Source organism: Lacrimispora xylanolytica (assembly GCF_026723765.1).
Taxonomy (GTDB): domain Bacteria; phylum Bacillota; class Clostridia; order Lachnospirales; family Lachnospiraceae; genus Lacrimispora; species Lacrimispora xylanolytica.
This window is the reverse complement of record NZ_CP113524.1, coordinates 530,421-555,745: the sequence shown is the minus strand read 5'-3', so window position 1 is coordinate 555,745 and position 25,325 is coordinate 530,421. Positions and strand designations below refer to the sequence as shown.

23 protein-coding genes are annotated in these 25,325 nt (G+C 44.2%); 8 read left to right on the top strand and 15 right to left on the bottom strand.

All coding sequences use genetic code 11. The features are described from left to right. The first annotated feature begins 68 nt into the window (after window positions 1-68). Window positions 69-1,547, top strand: coding sequence for a family 1 glycosylhydrolase (locus tag OW255_RS02715; protein ID WP_268115561.1), 1,479 nt, complete (start codon window positions 69-71; stop codon window positions 1,545-1,547). 1 nt (window position 1,548) lies between these two features. Here OW255_RS02715 and OW255_RS02710 read toward each other — a convergent pair whose 3' ends face one another. Next, window positions 1,549-3,462 carry a BglG family transcription antiterminator gene (locus tag OW255_RS02710; protein ID WP_268115560.1) on the bottom strand — a complete coding sequence of 638 codons (1,914 nt, stop codon included), beginning with the start codon at window positions 3,460-3,462 and terminating at the stop codon, window positions 1,549-1,551. Between the two features lie 328 nt (window positions 3,463-3,790). Here OW255_RS02710 and OW255_RS02705 point away from each other — a divergent pair, with 328 nt between their 5' ends. The 3 genes from OW255_RS02705 to OW255_RS02695 are packed head-to-tail and all read left to right on the top strand — an operon-like array spanning window position 3,791 to window position 7,098. Beyond that, entirely contained in the window at window positions 3,791-5,029 is a 1,239-nt protein-coding gene (locus OW255_RS02705) for a hypothetical protein (protein ID WP_268115559.1), read from the top strand. 10 nt (window positions 5,030-5,039) lie between these two features. After that, on the top strand, window positions 5,040-5,726 hold the full coding sequence (locus OW255_RS02700) for a response regulator transcription factor (protein WP_268115558.1): 687 nt from the start codon (window positions 5,040-5,042) through the stop codon (window positions 5,724-5,726). A 4-nt stretch (window positions 5,727-5,730) separates the two neighbouring features. Then, a complete protein-coding gene (locus OW255_RS02695) occupies window positions 5,731-7,098 on the top strand; it encodes a sensor histidine kinase (protein ID WP_268115557.1) in 1,368 nt (455 codons plus the stop codon). On the opposite strand, the gene OW255_RS02690 is transcribed toward OW255_RS02695, so the two are convergent. After that, window positions 7,095-7,622 carry a nitroreductase family protein gene (locus OW255_RS02690; RefSeq protein WP_268115556.1) on the bottom strand — a complete coding sequence of 176 codons (528 nt, stop codon included), beginning with the start codon at window positions 7,620-7,622 and terminating at the stop codon, window positions 7,095-7,097. The genes OW255_RS02695 and OW255_RS02690 overlap by 4 nt on opposite strands. Before the next feature lie 20 nt (window positions 7,623-7,642). Continuing rightward, window positions 7,643-8,509, bottom strand: coding sequence for an EFR1 family ferrodoxin (locus OW255_RS02685; protein WP_024837443.1), 867 nt, complete (start codon window positions 8,507-8,509; stop codon window positions 7,643-7,645). A gap of 88 nt (window positions 8,510-8,597) precedes the next feature. Here OW255_RS02685 and OW255_RS02680 point away from each other — a divergent pair, with 88 nt between their 5' ends. After that, window positions 8,598-9,200, top strand: coding sequence for a hypothetical protein (locus OW255_RS02680; protein WP_268115555.1), 603 nt, complete (start codon window positions 8,598-8,600; stop codon window positions 9,198-9,200). A 158-nt stretch (window positions 9,201-9,358) separates the two neighbouring features. Here OW255_RS02680 and OW255_RS02675 read toward each other — a convergent pair whose 3' ends face one another. The 5 genes from OW255_RS02675 to OW255_RS02655 form a co-directional block, all read right to left on the bottom strand. Continuing rightward, window positions 9,359-10,183: a YitT family protein gene (locus OW255_RS02675; protein ID WP_268115554.1), complete on the bottom strand. Its 825-nt coding sequence runs from the start codon at window positions 10,181-10,183 to the stop codon at window positions 9,359-9,361. A 274-nt stretch (window positions 10,184-10,457) separates the two neighbouring features. Continuing rightward, window positions 10,458-11,507 carry a [FeFe] hydrogenase H-cluster radical SAM maturase HydE gene (gene hydE / locus OW255_RS02670; RefSeq protein ID WP_268115553.1) on the bottom strand — a complete coding sequence of 350 codons (1,050 nt, stop codon included), beginning with the start codon at window positions 11,505-11,507 and terminating at the stop codon, window positions 10,458-10,460. Window positions 11,508-11,527: 20 nt separating this feature from the next. Continuing rightward, the gene (locus OW255_RS02665; RefSeq protein ID WP_268115552.1) at window positions 11,528-12,373 is read right to left on the bottom strand and encodes an MBL fold metallo-hydrolase; all 846 of its coding nucleotides are present in this window, start codon (window positions 12,371-12,373) and stop codon (window positions 11,528-11,530) included. Window positions 12,374-12,413: 40 nt separating this feature from the next. After that, window positions 12,414-13,025, bottom strand: coding sequence for an NUDIX hydrolase (locus tag OW255_RS02660; RefSeq protein ID WP_268115551.1), 612 nt, complete (start codon window positions 13,023-13,025; stop codon window positions 12,414-12,416). A gap of 70 nt (window positions 13,026-13,095) precedes the next feature. Next, window positions 13,096-13,923, bottom strand: a complete 828-nt coding sequence (locus OW255_RS02655; protein ID WP_024837449.1) for a MerR family transcriptional regulator — start codon at window positions 13,921-13,923, stop codon at window positions 13,096-13,098. Window positions 13,924-14,082: 159 nt separating this feature from the next. On the opposite strand from OW255_RS02655, the gene OW255_RS02650 reads away from it, so the two are divergent. Together OW255_RS02650 and OW255_RS02645 are read left to right on the top strand one after the other, a co-directional pair. Further along, window positions 14,083-15,834: an ABC transporter ATP-binding protein gene (locus OW255_RS02650; RefSeq protein ID WP_268115550.1), complete on the top strand. Its 1,752-nt coding sequence runs from the start codon at window positions 14,083-14,085 to the stop codon at window positions 15,832-15,834. Then, on the top strand, window positions 15,827-17,626 hold the full coding sequence (locus OW255_RS02645) for an ABC transporter ATP-binding protein (protein ID WP_268115549.1): 1,800 nt from the start codon (window positions 15,827-15,829) through the stop codon (window positions 17,624-17,626). The genes OW255_RS02650 and OW255_RS02645 overlap by 8 nt, the downstream gene beginning before the upstream one ends. A 73-nt stretch (window positions 17,627-17,699) precedes the next feature. Here OW255_RS02645 and OW255_RS02640 read toward each other — a convergent pair whose 3' ends face one another. Further along, window positions 17,700-18,602 carry an EamA family transporter gene (locus OW255_RS02640; protein WP_024837452.1) on the bottom strand — a complete coding sequence of 301 codons (903 nt, stop codon included), beginning with the start codon at window positions 18,600-18,602 and terminating at the stop codon, window positions 17,700-17,702. A gap of 206 nt (window positions 18,603-18,808) precedes the next feature. Between OW255_RS02640 and OW255_RS02635 the strand changes: the two genes are divergently transcribed. Then, window positions 18,809-19,312, top strand: coding sequence for a MarR family winged helix-turn-helix transcriptional regulator (locus OW255_RS02635; RefSeq protein WP_268115548.1), 504 nt, complete (start codon window positions 18,809-18,811; stop codon window positions 19,310-19,312). A 215-nt stretch (window positions 19,313-19,527) separates the two neighbouring features. Here the strand turns inward: OW255_RS02635 and OW255_RS02630 are convergent, their stop codons facing one another. The 6 genes from OW255_RS02630 to OW255_RS02605 all read right to left on the bottom strand — a co-directional run bounded on the left by OW255_RS02630 (window position 19,528) and on the right by OW255_RS02605 (window position 25,165). Continuing rightward, window positions 19,528-20,877 carry an aspartate aminotransferase family protein gene (locus OW255_RS02630; RefSeq protein ID WP_268115547.1) on the bottom strand — a complete coding sequence of 450 codons (1,350 nt, stop codon included), beginning with the start codon at window positions 20,875-20,877 and terminating at the stop codon, window positions 19,528-19,530. Between the two features lie 37 nt (window positions 20,878-20,914). Next, window positions 20,915-22,045: an iron-containing alcohol dehydrogenase gene (locus tag OW255_RS02625; RefSeq protein ID WP_268115546.1), complete on the bottom strand. Its 1,131-nt coding sequence runs from the start codon at window positions 22,043-22,045 to the stop codon at window positions 20,915-20,917. Between the two features lie 66 nt (window positions 22,046-22,111). After that, the gene (locus tag OW255_RS02620) at window positions 22,112-22,990 is read right to left on the bottom strand and encodes a substrate-binding periplasmic protein (RefSeq protein ID WP_268115545.1); all 879 of its coding nucleotides are present in this window, start codon (window positions 22,988-22,990) and stop codon (window positions 22,112-22,114) included. A 29-nt stretch (window positions 22,991-23,019) separates the two neighbouring features. Then, a complete protein-coding gene (locus OW255_RS02615; RefSeq protein ID WP_268115544.1) occupies window positions 23,020-23,715 on the bottom strand; it encodes an amino acid ABC transporter permease in 696 nt (231 codons plus the stop codon). A 12-nt stretch (window positions 23,716-23,727) separates the two neighbouring features. After that, a complete protein-coding gene (locus OW255_RS02610) occupies window positions 23,728-24,450 on the bottom strand; it encodes an amino acid ABC transporter ATP-binding protein (RefSeq protein WP_268115543.1) in 723 nt (240 codons plus the stop codon). Window positions 24,451-24,556: 106 nt separating this feature from the next. Then, the gene (locus tag OW255_RS02605; RefSeq protein WP_024837459.1) at window positions 24,557-25,165 is read right to left on the bottom strand and encodes a cytidylate kinase-like family protein; all 609 of its coding nucleotides are present in this window, start codon (window positions 25,163-25,165) and stop codon (window positions 24,557-24,559) included. Window positions 25,166-25,325: the final 160 nt, after the last annotated feature.

Sequence of the window (25,325 nt, the reverse complement as noted above, 5' to 3'; positions counted from 1 at the left end):
ATTGCTTTAAGGCTCTGATATAATGGATTTATCTTCATTACAGTTCATTTTAAAGAGGAGGGGTATTTATGAAGCAAATAAACGCATTTCCGGCTGGTTTTCTCTGGGGAGGGGCGACCGCAGCCAATCAGGTGGAGGGCGGATACTTAGAAGGGGGAAAGGGAATCTCTGTTTCCGACTGCGCAAAAGCTCATTTTGGAACAGATGTTACCAATTATAAGGCCCATAACACCGTCACTTCTAAAGATATCGAAGAAGCACTGAAAGATAAGGATACGGCATCCTATCCCAAGCGGCACGGCTCTGATTTCTATCATCACTATAAAGAGGATATCAAGCTGTTTGCCGAAATGGGATTTAAGGTTTACCGAATGTCCATCGCCTGGTCCAGAATCTTTCCTAATGGGGATGATTTAACCCCCAATGAAGAAGGGCTTAAGTTCTATGACAATGTCTTTGACGAGCTTAAAAAGTATGGCATCGAGCCTCTGGTCACCATGTCCCATTATGAACCGCCCATCAACCTGGTCTTAAACTACAAGGGCTGGTACTCCAGAGAGACGGTGGGATTCTTTATCCGGTTCGTTAAAACCATCTGCACCCGCTATAAGGATAAGGTAAGATACTGGCTCACCTTTAATGAGGTGGATTCCATGATCCGCCACCCATTTACCACCGGAGCATTAATTGAGGACCGCTTTCCCGGGCAGAACTTTGAGGAGGTCATCTTCCAGGCCATGCACCACCAGTTCGTGGCTTCCGCCTATGCAACAAAAATCTGCCATGAGACCATACCAAACTCTCTCGTTGGCTGTATGCTGACGAAGCTCACCTACTACCCTTATACCTGCAAGCCTGAGGATGTCTTAAAAGCACAGCAGACCATGAGAGGCACTTACTGTTACAGCGATACCCAGGTATTCGGAGAATACCCGGCCTACCTCCTTTCCCGGTTTCAGAATGAGGGCATTCATATCCGCAAGGAAATGGGGGACGATGAAATTATGAAGGCTTATCCCGTTGATTTCGTATCCTTTTCCTACTATAATTCTTCCTGCTCTGCCGAGGATACCAGTGCGCTTAGCCTGACCCCCGGAAACACCATCAATGCCATTAAAAACCCCTATTTGAAGGCTTCTGACTGGGGCTGGCAGATTGATCCCACCGGGCTTCGCATCTCCATGGTAGACCTTTATGACCGTTACCGGAAGCCTCTATTCATTGTAGAAAACGGCCTGGGTGCAGCGGATGTGGTTAAGGAGGACGACACCATTGATGATACCTATCGGATTGATTACTTTAGAGAGCACTTAAAGGCAGTCTCAGAAGCAATCCAAATCGACGGGGTTGAATGTCTTGGATATACCTCATGGGGCTGCATTGATCTTGTTTCTGAATCCACCAAGCAGATGTCAAAGCGCTACGGCTTCATCTATGTGGACTGTGACGATTATGGAGAAGGCACCTATGAACGGCTTAAGAAAAAGTCCTTTTACTGGTACAAGAAGGTCATAGAGACAAACGGTCTCAGCTTATATGAAGAATAGACTACAGCTCCTTTGGGAGCTGTTTTTCTATCCATGTCATAGCCTCAATAAATGCATCATAATCCTGCTTTTTAACCAGATCCTGAATCTCCTTCTGGCTTAGCAAAAATGCGGCAGTCATCTGGTAAAAACGCTGTAGCTCAACGCTGGTATGGTCCTTATTGGCAATGGATACCAGGAACACAGCCCGCACCTTTTGTCCTCCCCAGTCCACAGGCTCATCAAGAATTCCAACACAGACAAAGGTCTCCTGGCTGATGGCCTTATAAACGTGAGGCATGGCTACCATATTGCCAAAGGCAGTCTTTGCAAGCCTCTCCCGTTTTAAGACCGATTCGTAAAATTCCTGGGGCAGATTCTTCTCCTCCATGACAAAATGACACATGCAGCGAAGGACCTCTTCCTTTGTCCGTAACTTTAAATGAGGGAGAAACATCTCTTTCTCATAGTAATTCATCACAGAAGAGGTCTTCTCCGAGCAAAGGACCTTTTTCACATTAACGATGTCATTATCGTCAAGGAAATACTGAACCTCCAGGATGGGTAGTGGAACCGGAACCGTTATGGGAACCGTGGTGAAAATATAATCATAATCTGCAAAATCCACTTTATACAGACTGCCAAGGTCACAGGCTGTAATGTTGTTTATGTAATCTTTAAAGTAGCTCTGGTATTTGTACTGAAGTAATTTTGCGCTTCCCCGGCCGGAGGAACAGACAAGGAGTATGTTTTTCTTCTGGATTTCAGACTTTTTTCTCTCCAGGGCAAGAGCAAAGGCAAAGGCAAAATATGCGATTTCATCCTCGGATAAAAGCACATGAAAGTGTTCATTGATGACTGTGACCCCATTGCTTGCCATAGTGTAGGAAAGACAGAATTTCTCCTTCACATCACGAAGGAGGGGATTTTTTAAGTTCATATCGTATTTAATCCGGACGCTTAAAGGTACCAGATGCTGGCACAGTATCATGCGAAGCTCCAAGTCATTTCGGAAATCAAATTTAAACAGGTCATAGACCCGTTCCAGCATGGCAGTCACCAGATCATTGATTTCCTGGGTAATGATCATATTCTGTTCTGCCTCATCTCTTGGATAAATGATTTTCTTTCCTGCCAGATGAATGGCAATATAAAAGATCTCTGTCTCTGGAAATGTAATATGAAAAGTGGTTTGAAGGCTCCTTGCAATTTCCGTTGCAATCTGGTATTCCAGGCTGTCATCCTTCTTTTCCATATGCTCCTTTGGCAGAGGCACATAATGGCATTCCATGATACGGCTGATGGCAATATAAAGGTGCACCACCAGATTTTGATAGGAGGCGCCGGTTATGGTAAAATCATTGCTCTTTAAGACGGAGGAAACACAGGCCGCAATTTCGTCCATGCTTTGATTTCCTTTATGAAGCCGTTTTCCGGAAAAGGAAGCAATGCACAGCCTGGCATCGAATTCTCCTCCCTCCAGCTTGATTCCGTAATTGGGCTTTCTGATTACTTTGATATTAAACTGTTTGATGTATTGTTCCACTTCCTTTAAATCTGCGGTCAGGGTTCTTTTTGAAATAAACAGGCTCTCGCTTAACTCATCTAGCTTTACATAGGAGGGGCTGTTAAATAAATACTCCAATAGATACTGAATTCGTTCTTCCGAGGTTCCAGGCAGATATTCATCGGAAAGGCGGGAGTATAATTTCCTTTGAAACGTTTCAAACTTTTCTTTATCGGTAATCTTTAAATAATAGCCAACCCCATACTTAGAAAGAATGGCACCACCACAAGCTTCCATCTCCCGGTTCATTTCCTTTAACAGGTTTCTTATGGTCTTCGTTCCCACCTGAATCTGCTGTGCAAGATTCTGTGCGGTAACGTATTCTTTGTCTGACAAAATATCAAGGATCTGTCTCTTTCGCCTATCCATATATGTTCACTCCTATCGATTCATGCCAGCTTGCGCTTTTTAGTGGTATCTTGGGGCAGATTATATTATAATCGGATTGATCACCATAAACCGCCCAAGTTTTTTGTTAACTTTTTACTTATTTCTTGCTTAAATATTAATATTTTTATGCATATTCACATAATAACATAGTTTAAATAGCAACTAAATGAATCTTTTTTCCATTTTCATAGTGGTAAACTCTTCCATTTGAGTGCTGTAACTTTTTTGTAACCCCATACGCCTGTCTATGAGCTATACTACGTAGGAAGCAAGCTACAAATGAAAGAAAACGAAAAGGAGCACTGATATGAAATATAACATGAAAAAGCTTATTCCTCTTTTGCTGACAGGAGCCATTCTCCTTACAGGCTGCGGCAAAGCAGAAAACCAAAATACCACAAAAAATCAGCCACAGGATGACGCGGCTTCCATTGGAGGATTTCTTCCTTCCGGCTCAGAGCTTTTAGTTCCGCAAAAGGCAGGGAAAAAGCAGAGCATCTATCTGAATGCTCAGGCAGGCGGTGAAAATAAAGAGGCCTTTCTTTTATACCGGAATCCATCAGACAACCGTCAGGCCCATCTTCTCTATCTTACAAAGGAAAAGGACACCTGGCAGAAAAAAGAAGACATTGAAACAGGATTCTTAGGCTTTGATACCTTTGAGCTTATTGATCTTGACGGAGATGGAGCAAAGGAGGCTATTGTTGGCGGGACTGTTTCAGAATCAGGGCACGACAACCAGCTTACAATCTATAAGCTGGAGAAGGATGGACTTAAAAAGGCCGGGGAATTAAGCTACGATGCCCTTTCCATTGAGGATTATACTGACGATAAGATTCCTGATCTTATGGCTATAACGAAGAAGCAGGATGAGACAAGGGCAGCCGGACTGTATTCTTATAAAGCTGGTGCTCTCACCTTGATTTCCCAGATTGATTTAGACCCCCAGGGCATGTTCGAGCATGCAGCATTTGGAACGTTAGCAGACGGAAAAAAAGCTCTGTATGCCGACAGCGGCCTTGGCGCCCATTCCATGCTGACGGAAATTATTGTTTACAACAACGGAACTCTTTCAAAAGTAGGAGATCCTTCCGACAGCGTACTTTTAAAGCCATATCCTCTTTACAGCAGGGACTTGAACGGGGATGGTATCATAGAGGTCGGAGGAATGTACAGTCCAAAGGGCTATGAGGACGCTGCCATGGCTGAGATTCCCTTTATTTATACGTATCAAGACTATAAACTTGACGGAAGCTTTCAGGTGGTGGAAGAACGGTATGCGGATAACGGTCAGCATTTTTATATTTCCTTCCCCAGAGAACTTTATGAGGGTGTAACGGTAAAACGACTGGATGACGGAGTGGAACTTCTTTCCACCCAGGGAGATGCCTTGTTATTCCAGGTAAAATGGGCTTCAAAGGAAGCCGTTCCTGCTGACGCTGTTTTACTTGCCAGCACAAAGGATACTGCCTTTTATACAGAATCAAAATCAGAAACAAAAATACCAGCAAGTGCATTCCATCTGATGGAGGAAGAATTAAACTGAGGTTAAATATATGAAAACAATTCTGGTGGTGGAGGATGAGCTGTCCATTCGCAGCTTTGTCTGCCTGAATCTAAGAAAAAAAGGATATGAGGTTTTTGAAGCAGAAACCGGGGAAGATGCCCTGGTTCTGTTTCAGGATCAGACCATTCATGTAGTGATTTTAGACATTATGCTTCCGGGTATAGATGGCTTTGCTGTCTGTGACGAGATGAGAAATCTAAATCCTACCGCAGGAATCATCATGCTTACCGCCCGCTCCCAGGATGAAGATAAGGTGAAGGGGCTTCTTCTGGGCGCCGATGACTACCTGACAAAGCCCTTTTTGATGAGCGAGCTGGAAGCAAGGATTCTTTCTCTCTTACGGCGCTTGTCCCATGGTCTGGAAAAAGAGACATCCGGGGTCATGGTTTCCGGCTCCTTTTCTCTTGACAGCCTTCGGAATAAATTAACCTATTTGGGAACCGAAATCAGGATTACACCTACCGAAGCCTGTCTTTTGCAGTTTCTAATCTCCAATAAAAACAAAGGATTTACGAGAGATGAGATTCTTGACCAGGTCTGGGGCACCAATTATATAGGGGACCCCAAGGTCGTAGATGTAAACATACGGCGAATCCGAAGAAAGATAGAACCAGACCCGAAAAACCCCAGGTATTTATGTACGGAATGGGGCTACGGATATCTGTGGAAGGAGTAAGCTCATGAAGCGTAAGGTAGTCTCTTATTTCATGCTTTTGACTATATTGACCCTGACTCTTGTTATGGTTTGCTTTGGGTTTGGAATGAGGCGGTATTTTTATCAGGAGCTTTCTAACAGCATAAAAAGCCATGCGGAAGCCGTTCCCTTTGTATGGGCCGAGCTTGGGGAGTTTACCAGTGAGGATTTAATCAGAAAAAGTGATGAAGTAATAAAAGCATACCAGATGGAAGGAATCAGTCTTACTCTTCTCACGAGAAAAGGGGATCCCATTCAATCCACCACCGGCTATCTGGAAGACCATAAGGTCTCTATTGATTCCAAAGTCTTATCCTTTGAAACCGTATACAAAATACAAGATCCCATGGGGCAGAGGAACATGACGGTATATACTCCTCTTCTATATCAGGGGCAAACGGTGGGAGTCTTAAAGTATGAAATGTCTCTGGCTAAGACCGATGAAAGAATCTTCACCCTGTTATCCTGGGGCCTTGCTGCCTGTCTCATGGTGGCTTTTGTTGCATTTGTGGTAAGCCTTCGTCTTGGAAATTCCATTGTATTGCCTTTAAAAAACATTATAAGGCTGACAAAGCGGATGGCAGAAGGTAATTATGAAGAAAAGATTCAGGAAGAATACCCTTACGAAGCTGGGGAGCTGGTAAAGATGCTTAACTATATGGCAGATGAGATTACGAAATCGGACCGAATGAAAAATGATTTCATCTCCTCCATATCCCATGAGTTAAGAACTCCTCTTACAGGAATCAAGGGCTGGGCGGAGACCATAAAAGAGCCTGATTCCGTTACAGAAGAAGAAATGAAGTTTGGGCTTAAAATCATAGAGGAGGAAACAGAGCGTCTCATCCGTATGGTGGAAAGTCTCCTTGATTTTTCCAGATACCAGTCTGACCGCATGGTATTATCTCTTTCCCCGCTGTCCTTCGACCAGCTGGTAGAAAAGGTTTCTTTGGAGCTCAGTAAGAAAGCAGAGAAAAAGGGCATCCGACTGATGAAAGATTTAACGCCGGCAAGAATACAGGGAGACTGGGATAAATTAAAACAGGTGGTCATCAATGTTTTAGACAATGGGATCAAGTTTTCAGAACAGAATGGTGAGATTTACATCACTATGACAGCCTCAGACGACTGGGTGAGTCTGGTAATCCGGGATACCGGAATTGGGGTTAGAAAAGAACATTTAAAATACATCACCCATTCCTTTTTTAAGGCGGACAAACGGTCGCCAGGGGAAGGACTTGGGCTTGCTATCTCCCAGAAAATCATGGTGCTTCACGGAGGCAGCCTTTCCATTGAAAGTGAGTATGGAAAGGGCACCTCAGTCACCATGAAGCTTCCTCTTATAAAGGATTAATATGTTTCCTTGTGAACTCGATTAAAATCTGCATCCTCATCTTTATAGGGAGCTCGTTCCTCTGCCTTATGTCCAATGGCAAGAAGACAGGAAACACCGTATTTCTCAGGGATGTTAAGAACCTCTCTTACCGCTGCTTCCGAATCTCCGTTGGTGCTCTGGCGGCATCTCATCTGAATCCATACAGAGCCAAGTGACAGGTTTTCTGCCACCAGCTGCATCATGGTAGCAGCGATGGAAGCGTCCTCTACCCATACATCGCTCGTTTCACTGTCAGCGATCACAGCAATGACAACAGGAGCCGTATCAAGGCCAATGGTTCCCATACTTTTGCAATCCTTTAATTTTTTTATGGTTTCCCGGTCTTTGACCACAATAAATTCCACAGGCTTCTTATTTTTTGAAGATGGGGCAAGGAGTCCTGCTTTTAAAATTTCATCAAGGTTTTGGTCTGACACCTCTTCCTCCGTAAATTTTCGAATGGACCTTCTTTTTTTGATTATTTCAAGCATTTCGGCAGACATATGACTTCTCCTTTCTTTTCTCAATTATTTAAGTACTCTATAATACCTTCCCAAACATTTTTTGAGTCTGATGTGTATTGTTCTTTTCTGGGTTCCTTTAACGCCAGCCGGTTCATCCTCTTGATATCATACCCGTCTTTTAATATGATGGACTTCATGATACCAGGAACTATGGCCTTTCGATGGCAGGCATAGACACATTTTAAGCACCACATACACCGCCAGCCAAATTTCGGTCTTCCATTTTCCATGCGTATATTCTTTTTGGGACAGTTCTTCACGCACAAGCCGCACTGGTTGCAGTCACTGGTGGCGTATAATTTCTTCCCAAATAACCGGCCTCCCAGATGCTCCATGACCCCGAAGGCAGTAATGAACTTATCTTTTGTCTTTGGCACCGTAAGCCGCTTCTTTCCTTCTAAAAGCTCTTTACTTATTGTCTCCATCTTATGGGGAAGAACGGTTAAGAGAGCCAGGTTTAAGGGAGGCTCTACCTGAGTCTGGAAGTTTGACGGCATGATCACCATGTTTTCATAAACAACCTCATAGCCCCTCCGCGTTAAATACTTTTTGGCAGGGACACGGCAGGCCGTATTGGGGGATACTTCCCCTCCTCCGGAAACGGATATAACAGCCGCATGCCTGTGATTTCCATTGGGAAGCTTTTTAATCCATCGCTCTGTTAATTCTGCCAGACGAAAGGCATAAACAGGAGACATGATAAGAAGCAGATCCGATTCCTCGATTTTAAGAGGAGATACCTTGGCTATATTCTTTTTTTGTACCTTCACTCCTTTTTCCGTAAGCTGTCGTTCCAGATACTCCGCCGCAAGCTCTGTACCGCCTGTTCCTGAGAAGCAGGCAATGGTTACCGTGTTATATTCCATCTTTCTCCTCCATGTTGAATCCCTATTATATAATTTTAATTGTGACCGCATACATTAGTAATAAATTTCTTAACAGCAGGAGCCTATTATGAGTGACTTAACCGGTGGCGCTAACAGCACCTTATTCCAAGACGGAAATGTCATGCAGGTCCAGAATGCACTGGTGGAAGAAGTCTATACCCCAGACAGCAGAACCGGATACGTGAGAATTTCCTATTCCTTTCCAGGAGAACGGGAGATGATATTTACCAATCTGCTACAATTAAATGTAAACTGGAACACCATTTTAATCAATCAATATAATGAATCCATCAGTCTATGCAGGATCTTAAAGGGAATGACCATCAATGCCTGGTTCTCCCCAGACTTTACGAATTCCACCCCTCCCCAGACCAATGCCTATCGGATTGTGGCATTTCTTCCGGCCCCTAATGTCCGGGTTCTCGTGGATCGGATTGCTTCCATAGATGACCAAAATGGATTTCTTTATGTAGGAAACCCGAACAATATGGCGGACCAGATTCGGTTCACCATCTCCAACCTGACCCAGATTCTGGATCAGAATAACAATCCCATTCCTCTTAATATATTGCAGCCCGGCCAAATGATCCGCGTGGAATACGGAGATTTTGAGACCGCCAGTATTCCTCCCCAGACACCAGCCTTTTCAATCAAGATGATTACATACTGACACTGGATTAGCGGCAGGCTCTTGACCCGTTTATACTCATTATAAGAGACTCGTGTTCTTAATTCAATATAAAAACAACCTGCCGGAAAAATACCACATTTCCTACAAAAAAGGAGACGGGTAGTAACCGGCAGGTTTTTTCTAACTAATAATATATCTTATTCCACATCAAAGCCTCTTCCAATGATGCTGTTGCTTCTGCTGGCGCAGATAAAGCTGTCATCATGAAAGGATTTCACGTAATCTCTTATGGCAATCAGCTCCTGCTGATTTAACACGGACTGAATCAGCATCTTCTTTTTTACATTGGAGGTGTCCATTCCCTGAATGAATGTGGCTCCGCGCTTTAACTCATCCTGGATAAACTGAGTGATCTCTAAATACTGGTCTGACATAATGCTCACATTATAGTATTTCTCAAAGCCGATGATCAGCTTATCGGTTACCGCGCTCTGTACAAAGGTACAGATCAGGGAGTAAATGATCATGGTCACATTTCCGTATATGATAGAGGAACAAATAACGACTGTATTGAGAATGAGATAATAGGTTCCTATTGAAATTCCTTTTTTCTCTTTTAAGTAAAGAGCGACAATGGATTCCGGGCCATTGGCCACTCTCTGCTTCATAATGATTCCACCTGCAATACCGCCTACCAGGCCGCCGCTGACGGCTGCTGCAATGGGGTCGGTCTGAAGGGGTGGAAGATAGCGGTTTACAATGCCTACATAAAAGGTAAACATGAGATAACTGAATCCCGCATAAAAAATCTGTTTCTTATTATAGCTGAAAAACGACCAGATAAATATTGGCAGAGCCATAAATATAAGAAGCATCTGAACATCAGCTCCGGTCAAACGATTGATCACTGCTGCCAGTCCTCCGATTCCGGTCGCTACCAAATCATTGGCATTGAGTATCTGACAATACGCACATGCTGAAATAAACTGCCCCACAGCAATCCAAAATAGCTTTTTTTTCATTGCTTTTCTCCTCACAAAGTACAAAAACCCTTTTCTTGTCCTGTATTTTCTAGCATTACATCGACCATTATTATATAGAGTTCATACCTGTTTCGCAACTACATTTATTTGGACTATTTTGAATCATTTTCAATTTATAGGTGAAACCATGTTGTATTTTCTAAATATTGACAGGTTCATCGGTTTGATGTTCACAAATCAGGAGATGGCTATGGTTATAAAATCTAAAAAACCGGAGCAGATGGCAAAAAAGTTTGTAAGTATTGTTAAATAATTAACCGATCGTATCTTCTACAAAATCTCCTCTTTTTTCCACGACTTCATATCCAATGGAGGAGACACGGTTTCTCAGGCACATGTTGCATTCTGCGGCCTCTTCTCCGGTACAGATCTTATTGTCGTAGAGGTCGTATTTTTTCCGGACCCCAATGGGAGAAAGATTAGGCATCAGCACGTTAGAACCGGATAATATGCCTTTTTCTCTTCCTTTTTTATCAAGTGTCCCAAGAGCCGTGGTGGACGGAAGTAAGGCGTTTGGAAGCATAAGCCTTAAGATTCCGATGAGAAACAAGGTCAGATCCACGCTTCCCGCCGGAAAATTCCCAAACTGTGTATCTTTATGGGGGATAAACGGACCGATTCCTACCATCTGAGGGGATAACTCTTTGATAAAGGCAAGATCCTTTGCCAGACATTCTGTAGTCTGGTAGGGAGATCCTACCATAAAACCGGTTCCTACCTGATATCCAATTCGTTTTAAGTTCCGTAGGCATTCCTTTCTGTTTTCCAGAGAAAGGGACTCTGGATGTAGCTTTTTATAATGCTCTTCGTCAGCCGTCTCATGGCGGAGAAGGTAGCGGTCAGCCCCGGCTTCATGATACTTTAAGTACTGGTCATAGGTTTTTTCTCCGATGGAAAGGGTAATGGCACAGTCCGGGTAACCTTCCCGGATGGATTTTATAATATCTACCATAATCTCATCGGTGTAATAGGGGTCCTCTCCTCCCTGTAGCACAAAGGTACGAAAGCCTAACTCATGTCCTGTCTGACAGCAGGAAAGAATCTCTTCCTTACTTAAGCGGTAACGGTCTGCATTGCTGTTTCCTCTCCGGATTCCGCAGTAAAAGCAGTCATTTTTACAGTAATTGGTGAATTCAATCAGTCCACGAATATAAACTTCCTTGTCAAAATATTTCTGGCTGTAGGTTCTTGCAAGGGAAAACAGGTAATCGCTTGTCTCCTGGTCGAAATTCTCCAGCAAATAAACAAACTCTTCCTTGGAAAGGTTGTGTGTCTCATACAGTTTATCGATTAAGTGTTTCATATTCCTTACTCCTTCTCATTCTAGATTTCAATCTTCATGCCGTCATAAGCAAATTCTATGTTCTCATATTTTTTCTCCAGGCACTTATAATCGTCGTAGCTTTTGCCCCAGTCTTCTTCCAAATGAGTGATGATGACCCGTTTGATCTTATATTTTTCCTGAATGGCTATAATCTCCTCCATAACAAAGAGCTCCGTTCGAAGGCTGTTACTCTCCTCCAGGACAAAGCCGTCCTTTAACACGTCCCCTATTATGGTGTTTCCAATTATAAGGCAATCCGCCTCATAAAAGCTCTCAGACTCTGGAAACGGCTTTACATCACAGGGGGCATAGATTAACTTTTTCTCCCCTTCTGTAAATACAAAAACAGTTACATCGCCCCTTTCATCCACTGGTACTAAATCTACATGAATACCGTTTATATTAAGTTCATGAAGCGGCTGTTCGGTTATGAGATTTAAGGACTTATAATAGGAAAGCATGGAACCATATGCAGTTCTCTGATTATCTAAATCTTTAAGTACCTTAGGCAGAGCCCCTACCACAATGGGGTTTTCGCAGCTTTCCCCCATTGAGGCAGCCAGCCAGTCAAGGCGAAGCTGTTCAATGATCCGCATTCCCATGGTATGATCCGGGTCGATGTGGCTATATAGAATATAGTCTATGGACTCCACATTCCCACGGTTCAACGCCTGGACGATATCCTCCGGGGTATCTACCAGAACATGAATGTCCTCTGCATAGAGGCTGCAGCCGCATCTTGCATAGGGCACTCCTTTTACTCTGGCCTCTCTGCAGACCCGGCATTTGCATAAGGGCCTTGGTATACTTACGCAGCCTCCGGAACCAATGATGTTAAATTTCATATACCCTCTCCCATCTAATCTTTCGTCTAAAATACTTTATCTATATTATGTGGTATTTTTCCATGAGCCTAACTGCGGAGGTAGCCATCTGGGCTGTCATTCCCCATATGGTGGTATCCTCATACTGATAAAATGATATGGAATGATTTCCCTTGACCCAGGGGTATTCCATGCCGCCTGGAATCCATTCGTACGGAAAATCCTTTGGAGGCTCCTGTATCAGCTGGCTGGTGTAGGTCTTTGGCGCATTGGACCGAAAAAAGTCAAGAGGCACTTTAATGACAGCCTGCACCTCATCCGTACTAAAGGTATCCTTATAATCCTTTATGGTGCCGATAAAGGGCTGGATCATCAGATTAAAGGGAGACAGATAGATATCCCCAGGCCCCAATACTTTAATCTGTTTCCTTTGCACAAGAAGCTCTTCCATGGTCTCTCTGACGGCACACGCCTTTAAGGATTCTCCCGGTTCCAGCTTTCCTCCTGGAAAACAGATTTCTCCTGGCTGGTGCTTTAGCTTTCCTGATCTTTTTTCAAATAGTAAATGAGGAATTCCTGAAACCTCGATTAAAGGAATCAGGACTGCATACTTACGGAAGGCTTCCTCTCCTATGATGCCTGGTCTCCTGACGGAAAAACCTTTCTTCTTCAAAGCAAACTCCTCCTGTTCTTCCATTATCCTGATTAAATTTTACCGCACATTGTGGCATTACACAATGGCCTTATCTGGGAATTACCGGAATCTGTATCTTTATTACGTATTCGTCATCATTCATACCCGCCAGATGACTGAGCATATCGTCCTCATACGTATCACCACTGATGTCAAGATGGTTCTTTTTTATAAACGATTTCAGTTTCTCATAAGACTTTTTTGTATCTGTATATGCCCCCTTATGAATCACTACGGCATATAGACCGGCCTTTTTTACATGGACACGTTCACTGTCAAGGTAAGATTTAATCTTGCTGCTGTAGCAGGAGACCTTCATATATTCCCCAGCGAGAATGTTCTCCTTTTTCATGATCACTCCCAGAAGCAGCTCGGTTTCTCCATTGATTTCTTCGCAATACTGAAAATGATCTCTCAGCTTTTCCAGTTCTTCTTTCGCTGACATATCTTTCGTTAAGTTAACAACAATATAATACTCTTCCTTGCACTCCTCTAAAAAAGGCTCTCCATAGACCGAGCGAAGCGCCTCTTCCGTGGTATCTATGGTGGCAAGAATTTTATTTCTCATGAGATTCATCTTTTTAATCTCTTCCTCCAGCTGTTTTTCTTTCTGCCTTAGGATAGAAAGAAACATATCTGGGTTATAATTATTCATGTAATCCTTAATTTCTTCCAGGGAGGAGCCAGCCTGCTTTAAAATATGAATGATATCATAAGTGAAAAATTGTTTTATGGAATAATAGCGGTAGCCGTTTTCCTTAACCATCTCCGGCTTTAAGATTCCCACTTCATCATAATGAAATAAGGTATGTTTGCTCACTCCGCAAAGGTGGGCGAATTCTTTGGTCGTCATATACTGCTTGTTATTTCCTGACATCTGCTTCCCTTTCCTGCTTTCTATTTGTCCCATTTCTTGATTTTTACAGTTGGTTGAAAAATCTTGACTTTAGGGTTACCCTATACTTTATAATGACATAGTTGCTAACATCCGTCAAGAAATTGTTTCTAAACTAAGACATGATACAGGAGGACTAAAATGAGAGATTTACTGCCTTACATAAAGCCCCACAAAAGGCTTCTGGCAGGTGCCATTATATTTTTATTTTTTAATAACTTTACTGCCATGTTCATTCCGACCCTGACAGCCAGGTTAATTAACGTGGGGGTCGCCAATCAGGATATGACCTATATCTACCAGACCTGTGGGCTAATGCTTACGGTTGCCGTCCTGGGTGGGCTCAGCTCCATTGTCTCTGCGATCCTGGCATCAAAGGCATCGGCTGGCGTTGCCAGGGATTTAAGGGAAGCTGTGTTTACCAAAGCGCAGACTTATTCCCTTACTGATTTTAAAACCGTTGGAACTGCATCCATGATTACACGCTGTACCAATGATATCAATATCATTCAAAGGTCTGGCATGATGTTCTTAAGAATCCTTTTGCCTGCACCGATTATGACGATTGTAGGCCTTACCCTGGCATTTAGAACTAATGTGCAGATGGCCTGCTTCTTTATTGCAGTGATCGTATTTTTCGGAATTATGGCTTACTTAATTGGAAAAAAGGCAATTCCATTGTTCCAAATGATCCAAAGAAAGATGGACCGGCTCACTTATGTGCTTCGGGAAGGAATTACCGGAGTCCGGGTTATCCGTGCTTTTAACCGGGAGGCGTTTGAAAGGAACCGGTTTGTAGAGGCCTGCGATGATTACCGTGATGTTGCCATTAAGACGGGAAGAGTCTTTGCGATTCTCCTTCCATTTCTGTTTCTGATTCTTGATTTAAGCGTAGCTTCTGTCATCTGGTTCGGTGGAATTCAGGTTACCAACGGCTCCATGGAAATCGGAAGCATTTTTGCCCTCATTGAATACCTGACTATCATTCTCTTTTGCTGTGTTATGGCTGTTATGGGATTTATGGAAATCCCCCGTGCCTTAAGCAGCATAGGCCGAATCAATGAGATATTAAACCTGACCCCTGAAATCAATGATGATACCGATGCCCTGCCACAAAGTGAGCTAAGAGGTACTCTGGAATTTAAAAATGTTTCCTTTATGTATGCAAATGCAGAGGAACCTGTCTTAAGCCATATTTCCTTTACTTCAAAGCCAGGACAGACCACTGCCATCATCGGCGGAACCGGCTCAGGAAAATCCACCATTGCAAACCTCATTCCTTACTTTTATCAGTTTCAGGAAGGGGAAATTCTCTTAAATGGTATTGATATCAGGAAATATCCACAGAAAGCATTAAGGGAAAGGATCGGTTTTATTCCTCAGAAGGCATTCCTTTTCCGGGGAACCATTGAAAGCAATATCCGGTTTGGAAAAGAAGATGCAACGATGGAGGAAATCATTGCCTCTGCAAAGGTGGCTCAGGCACATGACTTTATTGAAGGATTGGAGGATGGGTATGAGTCCTATGTGGCTCAGGCTGGCTCCAACCTTTCTGGCGGACAGAAGCAGCGAGTCGCCATTGCCAGAGCCCTTGTAAAGAAACCAGAGGTCTATGTCTTTGATGACAGCTTCTCTGCCCTGGATTTTAAAACGGATTCCATGTTAAGAAAGGCCTTAAAGTCTCAGATAAAGGAATCTTCCCTGATCATCGTGGCCCAGAGAATCAGTACCATTATGGATGCGGACCAGATTCTTGTACTGGACGACGGTAAGTTAGTGGGCGTGGGGCGTCATGAGGAGCTTATGGAAAGCTGTAAAGTCTATCAGCAGATTGCAGCGACCCAGTTAAGTGAAAAAGAATTAAAAAGAAAGGAGGACCACAATCATGAATAATCGGAAAAAAGGAACGGTTTTAAGACTTATTACTTATTTTAAGGGCCTGGAGCTTAAGATGGCGGCTGTCATCACTTCTTCCATATTAAGCGCCGCTCTTTTCATCGCTTCTCCTATCTTTTTAGGAAAGGCACTGGATCAGCTTGCCGAGGGGATTAAGTCCTCCTTGGCTAACGGTACTAAATTCCAGGTGAACTGGAATACCATGGGGAATATTTTTGCCATTCTCCTCACGCTTTATGTTTTAAGCTTTATCACCAACTACCTGGCGAATTACATGATGGCTGCTGTGACGGAAACAGTAACTCTTAATATGAGAGGCGCCTTAATGGATAAGTTAAACCGCCTGCCTCTGCGTTTTTATGATGCGACCGAGCGTGGAGATATCTTAAGCCGGGCCACCAATGACGTGGAAAAGGTAGCGGATGCCTTAAGAGAAGGCTTCAACCGTTTGATTGGCTGTATCATATCCATCATCGGAGCCGTTATCATGATGCTTGTCATCAGCCCAGCCTTATCTGTGGTCGCATTTCTTACCATTGGTACTGCTACGGTCCTGACCATCTGCATTGCCAGTAAGTCCAGAAGATACTTCTTAAAGTATCAGACCTCCATGGGTGAGTTAAATGCAGCGGTGGAAGAAACCTTTACAGGACAGCTGGTCATCAAGGCATTTAACCAGGAAGATGCTTCTTTAAAGAAATTCAGGGAAATCAATCAGGAGCTTTATAAACACAGCAGTTCCTCTCAGATCGCCCAGTTCATCGTTGCTCCCTGCGTGAGGCTCATTAATAACTTCGGTTATACCATTGTTGCGGTTTTAAGTGTAATTGCCATTATTCAGGGCAGAATGACCATTGGTATCGTTCAGGCATTCATTCAGTATTCAGATAAAGCCTCTGAGCCGGTCATTGAGCTTTCCCAGATCATCAGCTCCATGCAGTCCGCATTTGCGGCTTCCATCCGATACTTTGAAATCATGGATGAGCTTGATGAGGTTCCGGATCACAGCTCTACAGAGGTACTTCCTGAAACAAAGGGAGATGTAAGCTTTGAGCATGTCCGCTTTGGATACTCTGATGACCACATTTTAATGAAGGACATTAACATTGATGTAAAGACTGGTGACCGAATTGCCATCGTGGGGCCAACCGGTGCGGGAAAGACAACACTGGTAAACCTTCTTATGCGGTTCTATGAGATTCAGGGCGGTGCCATTAAGATCGACGGGGTGGATATTAAATCCATGTCAAGAGCAGAGCTTCGAAGCAAGTTCGGCATGGTTCTTCAGGATACCTGGCTCTTTGGCGGCTCCATTCGGGATAACATCGCGTACAGCAATTTTGAAGCCCCGGATGAAGCAATCATAGGGGCGGCTAAATCCGCCAGGGCAGATCATTTTATCCGCACTCTGCCGGAGGGCTACCAGACGCTGTTAACGGAAGACGGCTCCAATGTATCACAGGGACAGAAGCAGCTGTTGACCATAGCCAGAGCGATCCTGGCTGACCCAGCTATATTAATTCTTGATGAAGCCACCTCCAGTGTAGATACCAGAACAGAGGCCGAGATTCAAAAGGCCATGAACAACTTAATGAAGGGGCGCACCAGCTTTATCATCGCCCATAAGCTGTCTACCATTCGGGATGCAGACCTGATTCTGGTCATGGACCACGGCACCATCATTGAGCAGGGAACCCATGAAGAGCTTCTTAAAAAACAAGGCTTTTATGAAAAGCTATATAACAGCCAGTTCGCAGACGCTGATTCTGACGGTCAGCAAACGGCATAATTCTAACGATAAAAAAGTGATACCCATCCTCTGGCGTTTACGCGTGAGGAAAGGTACCACTTTTTTCTTTTGTCTATTGAAAGCTGTTTTGTGGCTGCCCACTTCCTGCGGCAGCTGATCTTTTTACCTTGCCCTTGCTTTGAGATACAAAGACACTGGAAATGATGATAATTACTCCAAGTACTTGAAGGAAATTAATGGTCTGTCCCAGCATGAGATACCCCAGGAAAAAGGCAGTCAAAGGATTTAAGGGATTTAAAAAAGAAGCTTTCGCCGGACCGATTTTCTCAATTCCCCGAAACCAGAGGAAATAAGCAAGTCCCGTGTTGAATATGGCGATAAAGGCGATTCCCAGAATATTTGCGCCAGACAGTGGCGGAACCGGGCCTTCGAATAACAAAAAGGCTGGGATGAGAATCAGGCTTCCGAAAAATAACTGCCAGGAGGTAAAGGCCATCTGGCTTACGCCTTCCGGCTTTCCCCAGTGCTTGGTAAGTACAACACCAAGGGACATGAGAGCTGAACCTGTCAATGCGGCCAGGACACCAATAGGATCAATGGCTGCCTGCTGCTTAAAGAATAACAGGAACACCCCCACCATGATCATTCCTATGGCAAGATAGGATTTGGTGGTTGGCTTTTCCTTTAAAATGAGCCAGCTTAGAAGAATAATAAAAACGGGCTGCACGCTGCCGATAATGGAGGCAATTCCACCGGGAAGGCGGTAAGCTGCTATAAATAAAAGCAGGAAAAAAATACCAATATTTAAGCTTCCAAGTAAAATGGAACGAAACAGCCAGATTCCCTTTGGGAAGGTGCGGTAACACAATAAAAGTATAAGTCCGATGGGCAGTCCCCTCATTAAAGCAACAAAGATGGGTCTGTCTATGGGAATCCATACGGCTGTGATCATATAGGTAGACCCCCACAGTATGGGAGTAAGCATGGTTAAGAGAGTATCTTTAAAATCTTTCATACCGTTGTCCTTTCTATTTGTTTTTCTTAGGGTGTATTGTATCTTAATCAAAAGTATTTTAATGTTAAGATAACTGAATTATATGCCTGTCTTCTTTTCTTGTCAAGTATCTTAACATTAAGATAGTTAACCTTAATGTTTTTCTTGTTTTTTTAATTTACTGATGTTACACTGGTTCTATGAAAAAAGATAAAGTGGATACTTTTATGGAACAATGGAACCAGGAGCTGCCGGAGCTAGCTACAGAATCCATGGCTGTTTTGGGACGGCTGAACCGAGTCGCAAAACATATAGAAAAGAGGTTAGGAAAGAATTTTTCAACGTACAACCTTAACAGCGGAGAATTCGATGTGCTTGCTACCCTTCGGCGTTCCGGTACTGGTGGTAATGGTTACCGCCTAAAACCAACGGAGCTTTACCAGTCCCTTATGATCACCTCTGGTGCCATGACGAACCGGATCGATACTCTGGAAAAAAAGGGGCTTGTTTCACGGACTCATGACGACACTGACCGGAGAGCCATCTGCGTGGAGCTGACGAAAAAAGGCCTGGATCTCATCAGCCAGGCTATTGTTACCCATACGGAAACCGAAGATTCTATCTTAAAAGATTTATCGGGAGAAGAAACTGCTCTTTTTAACCAGCTGCTTAAAAAACTGCTCTTTTCCCTGGAAGAGGAACCACAGGAGTATGATACCCCGGATGTGTGATGGGTAAACAAAATGGAGCGTCTATGGCAAAATAGACATACTGAAAACGATAGCACAAAAAATGCGTCTTGACTAAGCTTTAAAAGCTGTTTCAAGGCGCATTTTTGTACTGTTAATAGAATTATTTTATACAAATTTGCTATCACTGACTCATTTTGCGACAGCCCATTTTTTGTATGATTGATATTAGCATGATTCATTCTGCGTATGATCGATTATCGGCACGCTTCTATTGCGGATTTTAATATGGAAAGCCCGCTGTCAAGCTGCTCGTCTGTGACCACAAGAGGACATAAGAACCGTATCACATTGGACCCGGAGCCAGCACTCTCTACGATCAGGCCTTTCTGCACGCAGTGGGCTACGATGGCGGATACCAGCGTTCCGTTTGGAATCTTGCTCTCTTTGTCTTTCACAAATTCGATTCCCATCATGCATCCAATCCCTCTCACATCTCCCACTTCCTCAAATTCCTTCTTCCAGCTTTCAAATTCCTTCCGGCATTTTTCAGCAATCTTAAGAGCTCTGGTGCATAAGTCTTCTTTTTCTATGATTTCAATGGTCTTAAGGGCGGAAGCACAGGCTAGGGCATTTCCCCCGAAGGTTCCTCCGATGACACCGCCTCTTACCCCGTCAAAAACCTCTTTGGCTGCTGTGACTGCGCTTAAGGGAAGACCTCCGGCTATGGACTTTGCAGAAACCAGGATATCCGGCGGGCAGCCTGCTTCTTTCCAGTAATGGGATACAAAGAGCCTGCCGGACCTTGCAAAGCCGGTCTGCACCTCATCGGCAATGAGTAAGATTCCATACTCGTCACAGATTTTTCTAAGCGCCTTCACCCATTCCAAAGGAGCCGGAATAAAACCGCCCTCTCCCTGGACTGGCTCCACTACAATTGCTGCCACGTATTCCGCCGGTGATGCCTCCTCAAAGACCTTATGAAGCCGTTCCACGTAATACTCAATTGCCATTTCTTCCCCATATCCTTTAGGCCCACGGTAGAGATAAGGAAATTCTGCCCGGTAAATGCCGTCAGGAAATGGTCCGATCCCGGCGGCATAAGACTTCTTTGCCGTCATAGAGGCTGCAAGAAGAGTTCTTCCATGAAAGGCACCGGAAAAGACAATAATATTGGGTCTGCCGGAATAGGATCTTGCTATCTTTACCGCATTTTCTATGGCCTCAGCTCCCGAATTGGCAAACATGGTCTTTTTCGTTTCTGCCTTTAAGGGAACAATTTCATTCATTTTTTCTACCAGGCTTATGTATCCCTCATGAGTCACGATATTCATCATGGCATGGAAATACTGCTCTGACTGCTCTTTGACTGCTTCTATGAGCTCCGGGCGGCTGTATCCGATGTTCAATACCCCAACGCCTCCCACCCAGTCAAGGAAACGGTTTCCGTCTACATCCTCAAGCATAGCTCCTTCTCCCCGTTTGATGACACAGGGATAAACCGACTTTATGGCATTGGGTACTGCTTCCATTCTTCTTTTTAAGATAGCATCAGCCTTTGGTCCCGGCAAAGGTGTCTTTATTTCCGGCAGCGAATCCTTTAACATAATATCCTCCCATTCTGCGCTGCGTTTTCACAACGTCTTACAGTGATTTTCTATAGATTTCCTTAACTTCTTCCGGGGTAAATACCACCGGATGGTTTGCCATGCTGGGGGCAGAAACCTTAAAGCAGTTCTCTGTCAGCCAATTTAAATCACTTTCTTCTACTCCCATATCCTTAAGACCTTCCGTAAGGCCCAAACGAGTGATAAGGCTTCGGATCTGGTCTGTAAAATCCCATTCTCCCTTTCCCCCAAGAAGCCTGGAAAGAGCAGAAAACTTATGGGGTGCCCCCTTTATGGATGCTTCAAACACATAAGGTGCCAGTGCCGCAAGTCCTCTTCCGTGAACGGCGTCCTTTAAACCGCTGACCGGGTGCTCCATTCCATGAAGAGCCGTGACCCCAGCGGTATTGATTACCATACCGCCAAGAGTGCTGGCAAGAGAGAGCTGATCCCAATGGTTTAAATCTTTTGAACCCTCATAAAGGCTCACAAGGCTTTCTGCTGCAAGTCTTACTCCTTCTAAGGCCATAAGCTCCGTAAGGGGCTGAGATGTGGCAGATAAGTAAGCATCTATGTTGTGACAAAGGGCATCAAAGCCAACGGAAGCAAGTATGTTTCCTGGCATTGTCATCATGAGCTGAGGGTCCACAATGGAACAAGCCGGAACGATGGCGCTGCACCGCAGGGATTTCTTATCCAGGGTGTCTGGATTGGTCATTACCGCAAAGCCATTTCCCTCGCTTCCTGTTCCGCAGGTGGTTGGTACTGCCAGAACAGGAAGGGCCTTATCGCTTTTCTTCTTTCCATAAATATAATCGCTGATATCCCCTTCATTTACTGCCAGAAAGGCAATCCCCTTTCCCGTATCCAGGCTGCTTCCGCCTCCTATTGAAAGGATGAAGTCGCACCCTTCCCTTCGAGCAGTTTCGGCCCCTTTCCATACGGTGGTCGTCAGGGGATTTGGTTCTGCTTTGTCAAACAATACATAGGAAACTCCATGATTTTCTAGCTGCTTTATGGCTCTGTCTAAGAGTCCTGATTTTCTGGTGCTGCTTCCGCCGGTAACAATTAGTGCCCGGGTCCCAAGAGCGGCTGCTCTTTCTCCTATGACATCTGCCTTCCCCCGCCCAAACACCAGGTTGACCGGTAAATAATACTGAAATTCCATGTAAAATCCTCTTTCCTCTCGAACAGCAGGCTTGCCAGCGCTTGTTAAAAGCGGGTCTGCATACTGCTATTTTACATTTGTTGTCTTTCCTTCTTCTACACCTACAAGGTAATCCTCTGTCAGACCGTAATCCTTTAATATCTTTAACAGCGTTCCATCTGCCTTCATATCATTCAGCGCCTTGTTTATTTCTGCCAGAAATTCTTTGTCTTCAAAGCGCACCGCAGCACCGATTTGACCGCTTGCCTCTGCCTCATATGGGGAAAGAAGCTTAAGCTTTAAGGAGCTGTCAGAAGAAAGGGTATAGCCTGCAACGATTCCATCGGTGACTACAGCATCCACTTTCCCGGTATTGACAGCAGTCATTAAGGTCGCCTGATTGTCATACGCTTCCAGTCCGCCGATTTTTCCTTCATCCAGCCATTTTTGCGCGGTCTCATAAAAGGTGGTTCCTGGCTGGGCTCCTACTTTTTTATCCTTTAAATCTTCCTTGGTCTTTATGAAGGAGCTTTCCGGGATTACCACTGCTTCGCCTTCCTGATACCATTTATCCGTAAAAGCAGCAATCTGAAGCCGTTCATCTTTTACATACATGGCATCTGCAACCATATCCACGTTCTTGTTGTTAAGCTCCACCAATAAATTGGAAAAGTCTGTGACCTTCATCTGGATATCGCCGATTCCCAAACGCTTGCATATCTCCTTTAATATTTCAATATCAAGTCCCTTTAACTTACCGGATTCCACATCCGTATAAGAAAATGGGGCGTCGTTGGAGGAGCCAATGAGGAGATAGCCCTTTTCCTTTGCTTTTGTCAGCATGGCGGATTCTCCTGCTACTGTCTTTGTTTCTGCTTTCTTTCCCTGACAGCCCATAAGTGACACCACTGTCAGCGTAAATACCATGAGCCATAGGATTCCATTTCTTCTTGTTCTGTTCTTCATACTCCTGTTTCCTTTCTTTATTATGCTTGTTATGGGGTCCTTTTCAGCCTTCTCTCCAAAATCCCGCCAAGCTGGGAAAGGGGAAGACTTAACATCAGATATACCAATGCCAGTATGGTGTAAGCCTCGACCGTAAGAAACGTCTGGGAGGCAAAGGTTTTTGTTCGAAGGAGAAGCTCCTGAACCGAAATCATGGCAAGAAGGGATGTGTCTTTAATTAACATGACCAGATAATTTCCAAAAACGGGTACGGAATTTCGCAAAGCCGGAGGTATGATAAAATGAAAGAGCACCTTCTTCTCGCTAAAGCCAAGGGCAAGGCCGGCTTCCCTCTGACCGGGATCGATGGCCAGTATGGCTGACCGTATGACCTCTGACATATAGCAGCCATAATTGACTGCAAAACCGATGATACCGCAGGTAGATGCCCTTAGCTGGACATTGGCTTCATATCCAAAAGCCAGCAGCACTCCGTTAATCAGGGTGGGGACTACATAATAGATATAAAACAGCTGAACCAGAAGAGGCGTTCCCCGGACCAGTTCAATGATGATTCCAAGAGACCGGCCAAGAAGCTTATGCTTTGAAAGTCTTCCGATGGCTATGAGTAAGGCTGCGATTAAGGCCAGGGAAAAGCCTGCCAGAGTAATATAAAGGACGATTCCCACGCCTCCTAAAAGACTGGGCAGTAAGGTTCCGAATGCTTTTGCGAAATTAAGTTCCATGGTGTCACCTCCCTAAAGCACTCTGGATAAGAATGCCTTTGTTCTTTCATTTTTCGGCTGGGTAAATATTTCATCCGGCGGTCCTTCTTCTACGATGTAGCCGCCGTCCATAAAGATGACCCGGTCCGCCACATCTTTGGCAAACCCCATTTCATGGGTCACTACGATCATAGTCATTCCTTCTCCGGCCAGCTGCTTCATGACCTCCAGAACATCTCCTACCAGCTCAGGATCAAGAGCGGAGGTGGGTTCATCAAAGAGAAGGATTTCCGGCTTCATGGCAAGGGCTCTTGCAATGGCGACTCTTTGCTGCTGCCCTCCGGATAAGGACGAGGGATAGGAATCCGCCTTGTGGGAAAGCCCTACTTTTTCAAGGAGCTTTAGTGCCTCCTCCCTGGCTTCCTTTTGAGGCAGCTTATTAAGCTTCATGGGCGCATACATTACATTTTCAAGTGTGCTCATCAGGGGAAAGAGATGGAACCTCTGAAATACCATTCCCACCTGCTTTCGGTAATCCGTTACCTTCTTCCCTAAATGGACTATGTTGTCTCCCAGATACAAAATCTCTCCTCCGGTAGGCTTTTCTAACAGGTTAATGCACCGTAAAAATGTGCTTTTTCCAGAACCGGAGGGACCGATAATAACAACGACCTCTCCCTTACTGACGGTCATATTCACATCCCGCAAAACCTCCAGATCCTCGAAACATTTTGATAAATTTTTTATTTGCAGCATGACCTTAGTCCTCCTCTCTCCTGGTTTTTTTAACAAAAAAGAGCAATGTCTTTTTTTCAAAAGCTCCATTGCCCTGGACGTATCTGATATTTACTTGTCTGCCCTGTTAAGAAACAAGGTTCGGAAATTTCTTGCGGATAAGCTCTGTTAAGATATCACAGGTTCCTTCTACTCCAAGTAAGCTGGAATCAATCATTACATTCTTATAGTCCTTATCAGACATTAAGTATCCGCAGTAATGCCTGTGGTAGGATTCTCTGGCCTTATCTACGGAGGCGATCATCTTCTTTGCTTCATCCGGCTTCATATTCAGCCGCTCGATGCAGTTGGAAAGCCTTGCTTCATAAGGAGCGTAAATAAAAATATGGATGATATTTTTATGATCCCTTAAAATGTGATCCGCACATCTCCCTACGATAATGCAGGATTCCCGCTCTGCTAAGTCTACGATAATCTTTCTCTGGGCGGAAAAAACGGAATCCTGAATGGCTGTGGTTCCCATGCCCAGTGGATAATTCATGTTAAAGAATGCTGTTTTTGCACTTTCTTCAACATCGCTGATAGCTGAAACGGGAAGATTTAAATCCTTTGAAGTCATTTCAACAATGTCCCTGTCATAGTATTCAATTCCCAGCTTCTCACTGACCAGCCGTGCAATGGGTCTTCCCAGGCTGCCAAATTGTCTCGTAATGGTAACAACAAATGTTTCCCTCACATGGAACACCTCTTTCCTCAGGTTCTGTATTATTTTGATATTATACGCTGTGGACTCTCCTGCTTCAATAGGTGTATCCTCCAATTTTTTCGGTTATTGTTGTACTCCAAGTACAAAGCATGATATACTGTACCATCATATCATCAGGGAGGACGCCTAC